Annotated in this window: 14 protein-coding genes and 1 pseudogene; 10 read left to right on the top strand and 5 right to left on the bottom strand. The window is 38.8% G+C overall.

The window, feature by feature from the left end; all coding sequences use genetic code 11:
- Nucleotides 1–611: 611 nt before the first annotated feature.
- From PLA12_11985 to PLA12_11995, 3 genes are all read left to right on the top strand, one after another.
- Nucleotides 612–2,096 carry a M20 family peptidase gene (locus tag PLA12_11985; GenBank protein ID HOQ33216.1) on the top strand — a complete coding sequence of 495 codons (1,485 nt, stop codon included), beginning with the start codon at nucleotides 612–614 and terminating at the stop codon, nucleotides 2,094–2,096.
- Nucleotides 2,097–2,206: 110 nt separating this feature from the next.
- Complete coding sequence (locus PLA12_11990) at nucleotides 2,207–3,697, top strand: DUF2961 domain-containing protein (GenBank protein HOQ33217.1); 1,491 nt, start codon at nucleotides 2,207–2,209, stop codon at nucleotides 3,695–3,697.
- 91 nt (nucleotides 3,698–3,788) lie between these two features.
- Nucleotides 3,789–4,271: an NUDIX domain-containing protein gene (locus PLA12_11995; GenBank protein HOQ33218.1), complete on the top strand. Its 483-nt coding sequence runs from the start codon at nucleotides 3,789–3,791 to the stop codon at nucleotides 4,269–4,271.
- Here PLA12_11995 and PLA12_12000 read toward each other — a convergent pair.
- Both PLA12_12000 and PLA12_12005 read right to left on the bottom strand, forming a co-directional pair.
- Nucleotides 4,263–5,153, bottom strand: a complete 891-nt coding sequence (locus tag PLA12_12000; GenBank protein ID HOQ33219.1) for a DUF362 domain-containing protein — start codon at nucleotides 5,151–5,153, stop codon at nucleotides 4,263–4,265. The genes PLA12_11995 and PLA12_12000 overlap by 9 nt on opposite strands.
- 11 nt (nucleotides 5,154–5,164) lie before the next feature.
- A complete protein-coding gene (locus PLA12_12005) occupies nucleotides 5,165–6,106 on the bottom strand; it encodes a hypothetical protein (protein HOQ33220.1) in 942 nt (313 codons plus the stop codon).
- A 212-nt stretch (nucleotides 6,107–6,318) separates the two neighbouring features.
- Between PLA12_12005 and PLA12_12010 the strand changes: the two genes are divergently transcribed.
- Both PLA12_12010 and aat read left to right on the top strand, forming a co-directional pair.
- Nucleotides 6,319–6,972: a class I SAM-dependent methyltransferase gene (locus PLA12_12010; GenBank protein ID HOQ33221.1), complete on the top strand. Its 654-nt coding sequence runs from the start codon at nucleotides 6,319–6,321 to the stop codon at nucleotides 6,970–6,972.
- A 10-nt stretch (nucleotides 6,973–6,982) separates the two neighbouring features.
- Complete coding sequence (gene aat / locus PLA12_12015; protein HOQ33222.1) at nucleotides 6,983–7,732, top strand: leucyl/phenylalanyl-tRNA--protein transferase; 750 nt, start codon at nucleotides 6,983–6,985, stop codon at nucleotides 7,730–7,732.
- 102 nt (nucleotides 7,733–7,834) lie between these two features.
- On the opposite strand, the gene PLA12_12020 is transcribed toward aat, so the two are convergent.
- Nucleotides 7,835–8,758 (bottom strand): isoaspartyl peptidase/L-asparaginase, encoded by a 924-nt coding sequence (locus PLA12_12020; GenBank protein HOQ33223.1) that lies wholly within the window; start codon nucleotides 8,756–8,758, stop codon nucleotides 7,835–7,837.
- Between the two features lie 26 nt (nucleotides 8,759–8,784).
- The gene (locus PLA12_12025; GenBank protein HOQ33224.1) at nucleotides 8,785–10,383 is read right to left on the bottom strand and encodes a glycosyl hydrolase family 28 protein; all 1,599 of its coding nucleotides are present in this window, start codon (nucleotides 10,381–10,383) and stop codon (nucleotides 8,785–8,787) included.
- A gap of 129 nt (nucleotides 10,384–10,512) precedes the next feature.
- Here PLA12_12025 and PLA12_12030 point away from each other — a divergent pair.
- From PLA12_12030 to PLA12_12050, 5 genes and pseudogenes are all read left to right on the top strand, one after another.
- Nucleotides 10,513–10,937, top strand: a pseudogene (locus PLA12_12030) (nucleotidyltransferase substrate binding protein).
- On the top strand, nucleotides 10,934–11,314 hold the full coding sequence (locus PLA12_12035) for a nucleotidyltransferase domain-containing protein (protein ID HOQ33225.1): 381 nt from the start codon (nucleotides 10,934–10,936) through the stop codon (nucleotides 11,312–11,314). Before PLA12_12030 ends, PLA12_12035 begins: the two are co-directional and overlap by 4 nt.
- Nucleotides 11,315–11,363: 49 nt before the next feature.
- Nucleotides 11,364–11,657 (top strand): antibiotic biosynthesis monooxygenase, encoded by a 294-nt coding sequence (locus tag PLA12_12040; GenBank protein HOQ33226.1) that lies wholly within the window; start codon nucleotides 11,364–11,366, stop codon nucleotides 11,655–11,657.
- Nucleotides 11,658–11,691: 34 nt separating this feature from the next.
- Complete coding sequence (gene bamC, locus PLA12_12045) at nucleotides 11,692–12,192, top strand: outer membrane protein assembly factor BamC (protein HOQ33227.1); 501 nt, start codon at nucleotides 11,692–11,694, stop codon at nucleotides 12,190–12,192.
- A gap of 662 nt (nucleotides 12,193–12,854) precedes the next feature.
- On the top strand, nucleotides 12,855–14,360 hold the full coding sequence (locus tag PLA12_12050) for a hypothetical protein (GenBank protein ID HOQ33228.1): 1,506 nt from the start codon (nucleotides 12,855–12,857) through the stop codon (nucleotides 14,358–14,360).
- A 244-nt stretch (nucleotides 14,361–14,604) separates the two neighbouring features.
- Here PLA12_12050 and PLA12_12055 read toward each other — a convergent pair.
- Nucleotides 14,605–15,549, bottom strand: a 945-nt coding sequence (locus tag PLA12_12055; GenBank protein HOQ33229.1) for a PASTA domain-containing protein, incomplete at its 5' end; no start/stop codon positions are given.

Genomic DNA, 15,549 nt, shown 5'->3' on the forward strand with positions numbered 1-15,549 from the left:
GTAGAGCTATCTTAACTGTTGGTATTTGAACGAAACAGGGCAGACAGGGAGATAAAAAACCCCGCATGCCTCTGACTATAATCCACCGGATTGGAATATATCGTTAAGTGAATTATTGCGATTAATCCAATTCTTCAACAGCGGTGGTTATCATCCCTGTCCGGAAGACCCTGAAAGCGAAGATGGCTATTGCCCCGGCCCAGGGTTATGAATAAACAGGTTAATGTTATAGAGAATAAATAAGACATGGGCGGATTTATAAATCCGCCCATGTTGTTTTATCGAGTATCGTTTTGATATAAGAGAGACAACCGACAAAGTAGCAATCTTATCCCCATAACCGCGACAGATTAAAAATATCTTACAGATAAAAAGTATCTAAAGCCTCCTGGCTCCTGTGAAAACCTATTTAAACAAGATTCACAAGGGATTTATATGTTATGGATGAAGGATTGAGGCAGGAATTTTCTATTTGGTTTTGTAGGTGATGGAAGAATTAATAACAGAGAACATAAAGGGGGTTAGGGTGGAAGGTTTGTTGTATCTACGCTTCTTTGTATAATATAGCCTGTTGTTATTTCATTGTAAAAGATAGAAAAGGGTATTTTTGTATGAAACGGTATTTTGTTCGCACAGTTCAGGTTGCTTTCCTTTTTATACTGATATTGGTTTGTGTCGTTCTTGTTCGCACAGAACTGGCACGATGGAAAAAAGCAGCTCCTGTTCAAAAAAAGGAACCTATTTCTTTATCCGATAAGCAGGAATATGCCCAACATTTAGGGAAGGCACTTACATTCAAAACGATTTCCTATCAGGAAGAAAAGGATAATGAATGGGAAGAATACAAGAACTTTATTAAATATTTAGAAGAAACATTTCCGCAGGTACATTCAACCTTAAAAAGAGACATTGTTAATGAACACAGTTTGTTGTTCACATGGGAAGGGAAAAATCCTTCACTTTCGCCGGCCTTGTTTTTAGCCCATTATGATGTTGTCCCCGTAGAAGAAGGCACAGAAAGTCAATGGAAATATCCTCCCTTTGGCGGTGTGGTCGCAGAGGGATATATTTGGGGACGCGGAGCGATTGATGTGAAATGCTCAGTTATTGCTTTATTGGAGAGTGTAAATTATTGGCTTCAGCAGGGTTATCAACCTGAAAGAACCTTGCTATTTGCTTTCGGGCATGATGAAGAAGTGGGAGGCAGGAAAGGAGCAAAAAAAATAGCCGAACTATTAAAAGAACGGGGCATATCACCGGAATTTAGTCTGGATGAAGGCATGGCCGTTAATGAAGGAATTATTCCGGGAATAGACGGACCCGTGGCTCTTATCGGTATCGCGGAAAAAGGCTATTTATCCCTGGAACTATCTATATCCACACAGGGAGGACATTCCTCTACCCCGTCGGATGAAACATCTATCGGACTTCTTGCCTCTGCCATATGTAAGATAGAACAAAACCCTATGCCTGCCAAATTGGCAGGACCTATCCGCTGGATGTTAGAGGACCTTTCCCCTTACATGAGTTTCCCTATGCGAATGGTATGTGCCAATCTTTGGCTATTCGATAAGGTGTTAACACGCATTTTTGCAAGCATTCCCAGTGCCAACGCTGCCTTGCGAACTACTTTCGCACCTACCTTATTTCATGCTGGCGAAAAAGAAAATGTTTTACCTACCCATGCTTATGCGGTCGTTAATATTCGCATGCTATCCGGCGACACGACAGAAAAGGTAACAGAATATATTCGCAAAGTTGTAAATGATAAAAGAATAGAGATAAAAGAATTCTCTCCCGAAAAAACAGACGAAGCCAGCCCAATATCCGACCGAAATGCTGAAGGATACAAAGCCATTACCAATACAATTCATGAAGTATGGGGAGATATTCCTGTTGCCAGTGCTTTAACATTAGGGGGAACCGATTCAGTGAATTATGTCGGCGTAGTAAAAAACCTTTATCGTTTCCAGCCATTAAAATTTACAAAAGAGGATTTAGAACTTATTCATGGCACCAACGAACGCCTACATATAGATAATTATGTCAAGGGAATAGAATTTTTTATCCGCCTCCTCAAAAATGTCGGAAAATAAATTTTTCGCTCCGTTTTATTCCCTTGTTCTTTTTTTATTTGCATGTTATGCCACTATTCAGTAAAATGTTAGATGAAAGAGAAATAACCCATAATAGAAGGAGAAACGCTATGAAGTATTTCTTACACAGACAAAATCTGATGTTGTTCGCTATCGCATTGTTTTGTGCTACCGTGCTGTCTGTATCTGTTTCTGCAAAAAATCTGGCAGAAAGTCTTGCTGATGTTAAAAATTACACAGCACATCGTATATCCAGTTATGACCGCACAGGAGGTAATGCAGATGGAATGCAGGAACAACCTATTGCCATAGGTGAAACAAGGACATTAGCAAAAATTGAAGGGGCAGGTGCTATTACTCATATCTGGGTAACTATTGCAAGTAAGGATAAATATCACTTAAAAAATTTGGTATTGCGTATGTATTGGGATGGTGAGGCAAATCCTTCTGTGGAATCTCCCATAGGAGATTTCTTTGGGCTGGGACATGGCGAATACTATACATTTAGCAGTTACCCTATACAAATAGGGACATCCAACGCCCTTAATTGTTTCTGGTATATGCCTTTTGAAAAAGGGGCAGTTGTTACCATTACCAATGAGGGAACGGATGTTTGTCGTGCTTTTTATTACTATATTGATTACAGAAAATTAGAAACCCTTGATACACCCCTTCGTTTCCATGCACATTATAGACAGGAATATCCTTGCACGGCAGGCAAAAATTATACTTTCCTTGAAGCAAAGGGAATGGGACATTATGTGGGCGTGAGTTTGTCCATTCATAATCGTGCAGATGGTTGGTGGGGAGAAGGTGATGATATGTTCTTTGTTGATGGTGAAAAAGAACCTTCCTTGCATGGGACAGGTTCCGAGGATTATTTCTGTGGTGCATGGTGTTATGGCCCTGCATTTAGTTATCTTTTCTTTGGTTGCCCTCTTCGTGGAGAACATAAAAGAGGTGAGAAGTGGAATGTTTATCGTTTCCATTTACTCGACCCAGTGCCTTTCAAAAAATCCATTGTCGTCAATATAGAGCACGGTCATGCGAACGACCGCTCGGATGATTTCAGTTCTGTTGCCTACTGGTATCAAACGGAACCACATGTCCCCTTTGAACCATTACCCCCTGCTGAAAAACGAATCCCGGAGCAAGTAGAACCCAATCCAGTGCACATAGAACCCGGTGCTATGGAATTAGAAGATGGTTTAATTCCCTTCCAGACTGCTGATGGTTCTGTTGTTGAACAGGATTTGGGTAGTTTTGGAAATGAATGGAGCAATGGCAAACAATTATGGTTTACACCGGAAGGTCCCAGAAATTACTCTGCCACTGTAGATGTTCCTTCGGATATGGCAGGAGAGAAAAAAGTAACGCTCTGGTATACCAAAGCCCCAGATTATGGACAGGTGCAATTGTGGGTTAACCAGCAAAAGGTAGCAGAGTGGGACGGTTATAATGAGGAAAAAGTTGTACGAGCCTCGATTCAATTCACCGTAAAATTAGTAGAAGGTGCAAATACCCTTGAATTGAGAATCGTAGGCAAGAACGAAAAATCTACCAATTATATGGCAGGTTTAGATTGCATTAAAGTTGAATAGTTTTAAATTTTTAGAAAGGTATCTTTTGTTGTTTCCAGAAGATACCTTTCTCCTTTTGCAAGAAACGATAGGCTCTCATAAGGTTATTTATATGGGCAAAAAAAGGATAATAGTTGCTGGGGGTGTGGTTGTTGATACGCAAAACAGGGTGCTTTTGTTAGAACGAGATGTCGTGAGAAATAATAAATATACCCATGAGGTGCGTCTACCCAAAGGGCATGTAGATACGGGGGAATCGCATGAAAAATGTGCCCGTCGAGAGGTAGGAGAGGAAAGTGGATATTGGGAGACCGAAATTATTGCAGATTTAGGATATGACTTGAGTGAGTTTGAATATAAAGGAAAAAATATAATACGAACCGAGCATTATTTCCTTATGAGAGCAGACCCTGACAAGAAAGGAAATCCTACTCCTGTGGGGGAAGAGGAAACCCTTTTTCGTCCTATATGGGTACCCATAGATACTGCAGAAACGATGATGACTTATCCATCGGAAAGGCATTTTATCCGTCGTGCTAAAGAATGGTTGAAAGGACAATCTGACAAGTCCGACTTGGCCAGCCCGTTAAATTAAAATACCATCTTCCCAGCCTAATTTAACCAGTTCTATACGGTTTTCATCTGCATTTCCCAAATGATATTTATCCTGGGCTACCTGTATATGGTGAGGAGAAACATCAAAAGGTTGTTCATTGCCAAAATATTGCAATCGTTTCGCTTTTAATATTCGTAACCCTGTGGCATCACAAGCAACCGGGTCCGTACCGATAACTAACCCCTGATAATTCCATGTATACTCTTTATTATAATGATGAGGTCCTTTCCCGTGGAACAAAGGGGTAATCATAACGAGAATATTAAGTCGTGTTTTCCCTTTGACAATAGGCAAGTCCCATAATCCCGCTAAATTTGCACAGGAATCCGCATGCCAGGTCGGAGGCTTCTCAGAAAACATAATATAATTTTTCAACAAACTACCGACACCCGCCCAATGATGTGTTCGCATGGGACGGACATTAATCAATGCGGTGCTATTCTGGAAAATAGGATTTCGTAATACTCCACGGTCATCAACAGAGACTTTGTCCGAAGGCACTCCTACACTTAATACTTTTGTTTTTAAGACATCTTCCAATTCTACAGGTGTACGAGGAGGACCCGCAACATTACTTTTAATACCTACCACATCATCAGGCTTAATTATTTTCTTCCATGCTTCTTCAGGGGTAGCGGTTTGAAATAGGTTTTTTACTCCTTCATCCACCATTTTTTCCTGCACAGTTTTGTTGAGGTTTCCCTCTGCATCCAGCAAATCCTTATCGCGGACAAGAACAACACGGGATTTCTCTCCTGCTTGCGGAGATTGTGACTCAGAACGATTGTGAGGCATAGCAAACAAAAATGCAGTGCCTAAGGCTCCTGTCTGTAAAAATTTTCTGCGACTTGTTTTAATCATAATTCAGGCTCCTATCGTTTTATCCTTTGCACTATTTCTTTAATATACCAATCTGCTGTTTCTTTCTTTTTCCAATCTATAATAAGTATAAGATATTTTTCATGGGAATGTATAAGTATGGAATGAAATCCAAATTTTTTTCTTCTTTCTTCATCATTCATCTCTTTTGCGGATTTGTCAATAAGATTTTTAAAGTTTTGATTGACAAGCAAAGCCTTTTTCTTATCCTTATAACGAATAAGGATTATCTGGAATTGTTCATCCTGTTTTGGCAGAAAATAGCGTATCAAAATTCCCTCTGTATCCTTGTTCAACTGCAATATATTTTCATCTGTAATGAAAAAATGCACTTTTAAAAGGTCATAATCATTAAAATAATGCACATGACTTTTAACCTGTCCTTTTTCGGGAAGTAGTCGTACCATTTCCGGTGGCTTCCCTTTATTAGGTATTTGGCGGTCAATTATCTTCCCCAACTCTATTACTGTCTGATTTAACTCTGGAGAATCTCCCATTCCTACGATGGAAATAAAATAACGGTCTTTCCAGAAAGCAAGCGAATTATTCATTCCTTCGGACTCTACACCCAAACCAATATCCTTTTGGTCGCGTATATCATGATGATAAGCACCATACGCCGAAGCCGAATTGCCCATATCAAAAATATCCATAAAAATCTCTACCTGCTGGGGGTTCAACCAGCGATACGCATATACCTCTTTTACCCCTAACGAACGATAAACCTCCGCATTACCATCAATATAATCGTATAGCGTTTCCGCATCATAGCGGTCTGGAAGTGTCTTTTCTAACTTCCATTGATTTACATTCTCAGGAAAAGAAAACCTTATTTTTTCTTCAGGACTTTTATTTGTTGAATTCATTGTTGCACATGAAAGAAGGAAACATAAAGATAAACAGACGAAATGCCCTTTCATCTTTATTATATACATTAACATGAACTCCTTAAAAATCTATCTGATGACATTATACACCACTTTTTTACTTTTATAATAAAAGGTTCTAAAAATTCTCCTATCTATATGAAAATGATAGGGCATAAGAAAAGAGGTACATTTTATTTTAAAATTTATTTGATTTTTATAGGTAATTTGGTGTTATTGTAATAACAATTTGATTTCTGGGAAAGGGAAAGGATGTTTGTATGTTAGAAAGGCAACCAGAACCTGAGTTTATGGATGACCCATTGGAGGCAGAGGCGTATTCTGTAACGGATTTCTCAGATGTGAACCAAAAATTTGTTGATACTTTTTGTGCTGCACTTCCGTTATCAGGAAATTTATTAATTTTAGATTTAGGCTGTGGTCCTGGCGATATTACTTATCGCATGCATCTTTGCTGCGAGCAACATAAAATTATAGGAATTGATGGCTCTCCGTCCATGCTTCGATTTGCTCAAAAACAGAGTGGTTCTCGTAGTTTGACATGGGTTTTAGCAGATGCGAAATGCCTTCCTTTTGTCAACGAGTCTGTAGATGTTATTTTGAGTAATAGTCTGCTTCATCATATTTGGGACCCAAAACCGTTATGGATGGAAATCAAAAGAGTAATTAAATCCGGTGGATTTCTTTTCCTGCGGGATTTGTTTCGACCCGAGTCAGAAAGAGAAGCAAGGAAAATAGTAGAATTATACGCAGGAGATGCTTCCGATTTGCTGAAACAAGAGTATTATCGTTCATTATTATCTGCATTTACCCCGGAGGAAATTCAGGAACAATTAGCGGAGTGTGGTTTAGAATATTTGTCTGTAAAATGTGTTACGGACCGTCATGTAGATATATTCGGAACTATTGTATAAAGCAGTATATATGAGAAGTGAAGTATGGTTAAAACCCGATGACCCTTTCCCCGCGGAAAAATACTGGCAGGGATGGGTTGTGGCTTACGGCGGTGATTTATCTCCATCGCGGTTAATAGACGCATATCGTAAAGGTATTTTCCCCTGGTATAGCGAGGGGGAGCCTATCCGATGGTGTTCTCCCGACCCAAGAGCCGTTTTGCCAACACATTTATTACATATTCCACATCGACTCTGGCGTGAATGGAAAAAGAAACCCTTTTATATTACCGCAGACACATCTTTTGATACGGTTATTCATGAATGTGCTAAAACGCCTCGGAAATGGGAAGATGGAACCTGGATTACTTCGGATATTCAAAAAAACTATATCCGTTTGCATGAAATGGGTTACACCCACTCTATAGAATGCTGGAAGGATAAAACATTGGTAGGTGGATTATATGGTGTCCAATTAGGACCTTTATTTGTCGGTGAATCTATGTTCTACCATATCTCAAACGCTTCTAAAATTGCTTTTCTTGCCTTATGTGGGTTTTCATTTCTACACGGAATTAAACTGATTGATTGTCAGGTATTTTCGGAACATCTGGAACAATTTGGAGTTTTTGCTGTTCCAAGAAAAAAGTATTTAAGTTGGCTTAATGTGAATTTGTCCGAAAATTTGCCTACGGAACGGTGGCATTTAGATATGGATAAAGTGTATGAAGCTGTATTATGCTTAAAGAAAAAGCAATTAGAACAGTCCTCATCAGGGTAAATGTATTTTTACTTTTTTCCCTGAATAAATAGATTATAGTCTATTATTGCTTTTACATAAGACAAACAACGGTTGTTGAGGACATAAAAAAATAAGAAGTAATTAGGTTCGTATAATTTCGGCATCTTTTACCTGAGGTTCTTTGAGGTCGGGAGACCATACAAGGTATTTCACTTCTTTATTAGGATTTAATCCCACAACTTTGTAGTTGCCTTTGTTGTCAATGGCATGAACAGTTACCGCATTGATGAACCCCGTTTTTAAGTCTGCTAAATCTTTGACGGCTTCATAAACCGCATCGGATAAATTTAATCCCATTTTCAGGTAGAGCACAACAGACCGTGCGGTACCAGCACGAATAGTCATTTCACCCGTATGTGTACAGGCACAGGCTCCGTATCGGCTATCTGCATAACTACCCGCACCGATAATAGGGCTATCGCCAAGCCTGCCGGGATATTTCCAAGGCCAGCCGGATGTGCTTGTAGCCGTTGCTATTCTGCCGAAGTAGTCTTGAGCTAAATATACGGTTGTATCAAATAAATTTTGGGGGTCCTTAGGTTTGGTTTTTATATCCAGAAGACGAATGTCAGGAAATTTTTGTTTTTGTTCTTCATTCAAAATGCTGTTCAGATATTCTCGCCATGCCGTTTGGGTATGCTCCATCTCATTGACATACCTTTCCGCACCAATTTCTTCCGCAAATCGTTCGGCTCCACTACCTACTAATATTTCATGTTCAATATCTGTCATAACGCGATAGGCAATTTCTACAGGATGTTTAAATCCTTTTAATGCTCCGACCGCCCCACTTCTTCGGGTATTCCCATCCATCACAGCAGAATCCAGTTCCAATTGTCCCAAAAGGTTTGGAAGGGAATTAGCACCTACCGTATGTATTTCAGGATTGACTTCAACTAATTTTATACCTTCGATAATAGCACGAATAGCGTCCTCTTTATTTGACAATAATTCAGCGGATTTTTGAACCCCACATCGCCCTTCGTAATTGGTGAGTAATAGCATGTAAATCCCTCGTCAGTAGTGATTATTCACTTTATTATTTTTATGTCTTTAACTTGTTTTATAGGTTCAGAACCATTGATTTGAATGGAATCTACATCCCCTCCATGGATAGTACACCAATGTCTGTTATTACGATACTTGATGGGGCTATCTATTTGTGCATTATGAATGTCTTTTAAATATAAAATTTCTATGTTGTCCGATACGGCTCTTTCTTGCCAATCCGAAAGAACGAAATCATGAACATCCTCTACCCAGATAGCAATATTGGGCGATGCATTCTCGAAATTATTTGTAGGATTTCCCTGTTCGTCCCAGCTTATATCTTTATATTTATGGGTAGTAATACGCCAGAATGGAATGGATGCTTCGAAAGAGATATTTTGCAATTGCACTCCCTTTGCATGTCGTATATAAAAGGCATAACTCGGTAATGCACCAAACATCAACGCCTCTGGATAGCGATCTATCTCTTCAGGGACAGGCTCATTAATAGGACGGAGAGGATTGGAACCACTAAAAGAACAGGAAGCATTTTGTATAAGCACATTCTCTATCGGATAATTCGGAATACCTGCAATAATATTCGGATTACTTGCACGGGTTGCTACAATATTACTTATAGTAACTCCCTTAATACTTCCGGGGGAAGTGGCTCCATCTCTCCCTCGATTTCCAAGCCGTATGAATATTGGAGAACGAACCCAGTCCATAACGATGCCTGTAACAGTAATTCCTTCGATATGAGAACCGTCTACCGACTCAATGGATACACCGGAAATGCCCGGTTTCTGTGCAGTAATAAGCCCGCGAATAACTGAATTGCTAAATGTGATTCTCTTAAAATCGGCACCGGATTCCGTACCTAATTTGAATCCATTACAGCGCGAAGATAAGTAGCAATTGGTTACTGTAATATCTGTGCATGGACGGCGATAGCCCAGAGAAAAACTACTTTTGGGGACTATAGCGTCATCTACAGTTTCAATATGACAGTTAGAGATAAATACAAACTGACAACTGTCTGGGTCAATTCCATCGGCATAGCCATTTAAAATTTGCACCTTATCAATCGTAACCTGCTCACAGCCTAATAGACTGATAGAATAATTAGGACAATTGCGAATGGTAATCCCTTCGATACGAATATTTTTACATCGCTTAAAAGCGAGAGCCTTCGGACCACCTCGTTTTGTAAAGTTGGAATTTATCGTGCCGAAACCTGTTATGAAAACATTCTCAATATCCTCACCCCAGAGTAAAGAATGATGAAAGAAGGAAGTCTCATGGTCTGCATCATTGGGAAAATTTAACTCTTCAAAGGGGTCGTAATCCTCTTTTTTTTGACTGCCTAAAATAACAGCTCCCGGTTCAAGATAAATATGAATGTTGCTTCTTAAATGCAAACTTCCTGTTAAATACATTCCAGATGGTATAACCAGAGTGCAGGATTTTTCTGCCGCTGCGTCAATCGCTTTTTGGATAAATTGCGTATCCACAGTATTTGCATTACCTGATGCCCCAAAATCACGAAGGTTTATATGCTCGCTGTAAGACGAAGGATATATCAGAAAAAAAAGTAGGACATAATAAATAAAGATAGAAAAAACCAATCTATTTTTCATGATAACCTCCTGAATGATTAATGGCTCAATATTATCAGGAACATAAAAAATATACACTTTTTATCAACATTTTCACAAGGGAAATAGTTTTGTGTTATATTATGAATACAAGAAATACAGGTAACAATTATGGGTAATGAAGATTTACGCTGGAAATATAGGTTTAATAGTTATAAAAAAGCCCTTAAAAAATTAGAAGAAGGGGTAGAACTTGCTTCAAAGCAAGCTCTTTCGGATATTGAAAAACAAGGGTTGGTAAAAGCATTTGTGTTTACTCATGAGTTAGCATGGAATTTATTAAAGGACTTTTTACAAAGTAAAGGGATACAAAATTTTTTTGGGTCAAAAGATACTATTCGCGAATCTTTTCGGCAGGGACTAATAAAAAAAGCGATGTGTGGATGGCTATGATAAAAGACCGAAATCTTACATTGCACATATATAACGAACAAATTAGCTCGGAAATGGTAACATCTATTATTAATATATATTTTTTGGAATTTAAAGAACTCCAAAAAATATTTGAACATTTCAAAAATGAAGAAGGATTATGAAACACGGGCTTTCTCAAGAAACTAAAGAAGAAGTACATAAGATACTTAAGAAATATCCACAGGTGAAGCAAGCGATACTCTATGGTTCGCGAGCCCGAGGCGATTACAAAAAGGGTTCGGATGTTGACCTTACCCTGATTGGTGGAGATGATTTAACAAGAGATATTTTATACCATATCATGGATGAACATGAAGATAGTTACCTTCCATATACTTTTGACCTGTCTATCCTGCACAAAATAAACGATGCAGATTTTCTTGGTCGTATTCAAAAAGAAGGGGTTGTTTTTTTGAACGGGAAGAAAATAAAGTGTTACATACTTATGAAAAAGAATCCCTCTTTTGAGTTTTCTTTGTTATTGAATATTGGATTATAATTACGACATAATACAAGCATGTTTTTAAGTTAGAAGGGCATACAAAAAAATGTTTGTCGTTTTCGTGTATGTGCATGTTAAACCTGAATTCGTAGAAGCGTTTCGTATAGAATCGGAACACAACGCCCGAGAAAGTCGAAAAGAAGCGGGTGTTGTTCGTTTTGATATACTTCAACAGATGGACGACCCGACCCGATTTGTTTTGTATGAAGCCTATAAAGATGAAGATGGAGCAAAAGCACATAAAGAAACGGCACATTACGCAAAATGGCGTGATGCGGTTGCACCGATGATGGCGGAACCGCGATATAGTGTAAAATATAACTTCTGTTTGGAAATATAAAGAAAAAAATTTACCTTTTGGAGGACCCTTAAAGATGATAAAGAAATATGAATTAATGAACAGTGCATTAATCGTTTTACTGACCATTATCCTTTTTTCAGGTTGTGCTCGCACATTAAAAGATACCAGTGGATTTGCGGAAGAAAAGGTCTTTACTGTTAAGGCTCCTTTTGATAAAACATGGCAGGCGACAAAGGAAACTTTGCGAGAACTAAAATTGGAAATATATACCCGTGATAAACGAGGCGTCTTTGTTGCTTATGACCAGCCCAAGAGAGAATGGATGCAGTTGAGACGGATAAAATATGAAATTCAGTTAGGTTCGGTAAATTCTGAAGAGACACGAGTTCTTATCTCTGCCATAAAACAAGTATATGGCGTTACTCTACTTACCAGTCCTGACTGGCACGACCGCAAAATAACAAAGAAAACAAAAACGGATGAGATAATAAATAAAATTATGGAAAAATCTGGAAATAAGCCAGAAACCCCTCCAACCGAGGTCAAGGTTCAAGAGTCAAAACCCTCCGAATAATTTTTTCTGACATTTCGTATTTTTAGACGCTACACTTATATTATATAATCCACCAATGTATCAGTGCAGTTCCGATGGGGAGAGTTATAAGTAAAAAATTCTTAAAGCAAATACATTTAGTATTATATTTTATAAAAATAAGTGAGGCGGGATAAGAGGAAAAGAAAATAGCGTTATTTATTTGAGAAGGAGAAGACGAGTTTGATGATTTCCTCAGCGATAATTTCGAGTTTTCTATACTTTGTGAACTTTGGAAAAAGTTTCTCTACGCTTAATAATAAAAGAATTTAACCACAGAGGACATAACGGGAATTTTAAACAAAGGATAAAGAATTCGGCGTCAGGAGGCTTCAATTACAATTTTCTTGCTCTTAGGGTCCTATAAGGGTACCGGTATGCTATGCCCTTACGATTAGAAAAGAAATTATAAATTTTTCACCGATGTCTCATAAGTTATCACATAAGGTTTCCCGATAGTAGAAGGCTTTATTTTTACTATCTTCCTCCTATGTTACTTCCATTATTTTTATCTCTTTTGCCTCTTATATTTATACTCTCTTGCTATTGAGGATTTTTTTCTTGAGTTAAAAAATTTTGTTTCTTATTGAGTAGTTTATATAGAATTAAACTATAAACAGAATATAACAGAAAGGAATATTGTTATGAACCAATCAAATCACGAATCAAAAAATGTTTCATCCTGTTCTGCGGGTTGTTCTCGTAGACAGTTTATGCTGGCTTCTGCGGGTATAGTAGCGGCTGCCAATCTACCTATTTATGGGAAATCCGCAATTGACGAGAGTCTGATATCTGAATTGCAGATAAAGAACAAAGTTAGAGTAGGAAAAATGTATGTAGGCATTCCCACTCCCGGCTGGCCTATGCATCAGGTTGACCTGAAAGCGGAAGTAAATCGCTATGAGCAGGAAATATCGAAACTCAACGAGAAACTTGCTGATATTGAATTTGTAGAGGGTGGTCTTGTCACAAATCAAGATGAACTTGCAAAGGCTAAGGAAAAATTTAAGGATGTAACTGGGATACTGGTGCTGCATTTAACCTTAGGAACAGGCGGGCTTATTTCGGGTTTGTTTGACCTGAACAAGCCGGTAATGATATTTACCATGCCTTATTGTGGTCATGAATGGCATATTGTTCCATCGTGGCAGAAAGAAGGGCAAATGGTGGATATTGTTCCGAGCAGTCAATTTGCCGATATTGCTGAAGCGGTAAAGCCATTTCGTGCTATTCAAAGATTACGGGAAACGAAAATCCTCCATGTAAACTATGGAGATGCAGACCCTGCCTATTGTAATTCTATCAAAGAGAAATTTGGGACCGAAATCATTACAATAAAACTTCCGGAACTTCAAAAAGCTTATGAAGAAGCATCCGAAAGTGAGGTAGCTGCCGATGCAGAAAGATGGATTAAAGAAGCAGAAAAAATTGTGGAGCCCAGTAAGGAAGATATAATGAAGGGGGCGAGAATGTACATTGCCATGAAGAATCTTATGAAGAATTACAACGCACAGGCTATTACAATGAATTGTTTGGGTATGAAGTTGATGGAAAGGAATATGGGGTACCCGTGCTTGGGCTTTGTTAGGTTAAACAATGCTTTGCTTGCCGGTGTGTGTGAAGCAAACCTGAAATCTACAATGACCCAACTTCTGTTTACTTATCTTGTAGGTCGCACAGGTTTTGTTGTTGACCCTATGTTTGACCTTTCAAACAGCACAATTATACATGCTCATTGTGTCGCAGCGACACAAATGAAAGGACCAAATAGCGAACCTTCCCCCTATATAGTTCGAACGCATTTAGAAGACAATCGCGGCGTTTCGCTACAAGTGAAAATGCCCGTTGGAGAAAAGGTTACTATGGCTCGTTTAATCGGCACGGATATATTGCTATATAGTATCGGTGATGCTATAGATAGTCCTCTTGAAGAACGAGGTTGTAGAAGTAAATTAACAGTGAAGGTTGACAATATAGATAACTTCCTTTATAACTGGTCCAGTGGATTACATAGAGTAATCTTTTACGGTGACCACACCCGGGATGTGGAACGCTATTGCCGTTTGACAAGAATTAAAATATTACGCGAAGGAATTGATAATCTTCATAAAGTTGAAGGTCTTGAATGGGACCCCCATGTTCATGCGTAAATTGTTAGATATAGAAAAATAACAAAAAGGGAATAAATTGCGGATTAAAGATATATCATTATGGATAAAGAGAAAACAATTTTTAATAATTTACTTTAACTAATACTGCAAATAACTTTTTATCCGTAGATTTTAATACATTGTTTTGTTATTGAGATTAAAAAAGTAGCCCTCTGTATGGGATGATACAGAGGGCTTTTTATCTGGGAACAGGGATTTTTTTATCCCTGATTGGGTTTTATGTTTAATTTTGGATTCGTTTTCTTTTTCTACTTTGAATGATGAGTAATCCAGAAAGGATGCCTAACATTATCATATCACCTGTATTTGAAGTATTTGACGAGTCACTGGTTCCGCAAGATACAATGAATCTACGCTTTTTACCCTTGCTAATAACTAAATTTACTGGGGTATCTTTTGGAACTTTAGAGCCTGATTCAGGAGATTGACTAATCACGCTCCCTTTAGAAACGGTGTCGCTATATTCTTCCGTAACCGTTCCTATTGTAAGTCCTGACATAATTATTGTTGCTCTCGCATCTTGTTCTGTCATTCCGACTAAATTAGGGACAGTAATAGGACAAGGACCTGTGGAAACCGTGATATTTACCGATGTTCCCTTATTAACAACTTGTGCTGGTAATGGACTTTGACTAATCACATTTCCTTCAGGAACGGTATCACTGCATTGTTTTGTTATAGTTCCAACAACCAAATCTATTGATGTTATTTGTTCTGTTGCTGATGCTTCAGAACTGCCAATTAGATATGGAACTGTAACTTTCTCTACTTCACCTTCTGGTGTCCCTTCGGGAGTGCCTTCAACGACGCCATCCGGTGTCCCTTCAGGAGTTCCTTCGGGTGTTCCTTCAACGACACCTTCGGGTGTTCCTTCAACGACACCTTCCGGTGTACCTTCAGGAGTACCTTCTACGACGCCTTCGGGAGTACCTTCAACGACACCTTCTGGTGTGCCTTCAGGAGTACCTTCTACGACGCCTTCGGGAGTACCTTCAACGACACCTTCTGGTGTGCCTTCATGAGTGCCTTCTGGCGTCCCTTCAGGGGTTCCTTCTACAACACCTTCATGAGTACCTTCAACGACACCTTCCGGCGTACCTTCATGAGTACCTTCGACTACGCCCTCTGGTGTCCCTTCAGGAGTGCCTTCAACGACGCCATCCGGTGT

The organism is Candidatus Hydrogenedens sp. (assembly GCA_035378955.1).
Classification (GTDB): domain Bacteria; phylum Hydrogenedentota; class Hydrogenedentia; order Hydrogenedentales; family Hydrogenedentaceae; genus Hydrogenedens.

Bases quoted from the DNA above. Each gene is read 5' to 3' on its own strand.
- PLA12_11990 (HOQ33217.1), top strand. From the start codon at position 2,207: ATGAAGTATTTCTTACACAGACAAAATCTGATGTTGTTCGCTATCGCA.
- PLA12_12050 (HOQ33228.1), top strand. From the start codon at position 12,855: ATGAACCAATCAAATCACGAATCAAAAAATGTTTCATCCTGTTCTGCG.
- bamC (HOQ33227.1), top strand. From the start codon at position 11,692: ATGATAAAGAAATATGAATTAATGAACAGTGCATTAATCGTTTTACTG.
- aat (HOQ33222.1), top strand. From the start codon at position 6,983: ATGAGAAGTGAAGTATGGTTAAAACCCGATGACCCTTTCCCCGCGGAA.
- PLA12_12040 (HOQ33226.1), top strand. From the start codon at position 11,364: ATGTTTGTCGTTTTCGTGTATGTGCATGTTAAACCTGAATTCGTAGAA.
- PLA12_12020 (HOQ33223.1), bottom strand. From the start codon at position 8,758: ATGCTATTACTCACCAATTACGAAGGGCGATGTGGGGTTCAAAAATCC.
- PLA12_12000 (HOQ33219.1), bottom strand. From the start codon at position 5,153: ATGATTAAAACAAGTCGCAGAAAATTTTTACAGACAGGAGCCTTAGGC.
- PLA12_12035 (HOQ33225.1), top strand. From the start codon at position 10,934: ATGAAACACGGGCTTTCTCAAGAAACTAAAGAAGAAGTACATAAGATA.
- PLA12_12010 (HOQ33221.1), top strand. From the start codon at position 6,319: ATGTTAGAAAGGCAACCAGAACCTGAGTTTATGGATGACCCATTGGAG.
- PLA12_11995 (HOQ33218.1), top strand. From the start codon at position 3,789: ATGGGCAAAAAAAGGATAATAGTTGCTGGGGGTGTGGTTGTTGATACG.
- PLA12_11985 (HOQ33216.1), top strand. From the start codon at position 612: ATGAAACGGTATTTTGTTCGCACAGTTCAGGTTGCTTTCCTTTTTATA.
- PLA12_12025 (HOQ33224.1), bottom strand. From the start codon at position 10,383: ATGAAAAATAGATTGGTTTTTTCTATCTTTATTTATTATGTCCTACTT.
- PLA12_12005 (HOQ33220.1), bottom strand. From the start codon at position 6,106: ATGTATATAATAAAGATGAAAGGGCATTTCGTCTGTTTATCTTTATGT.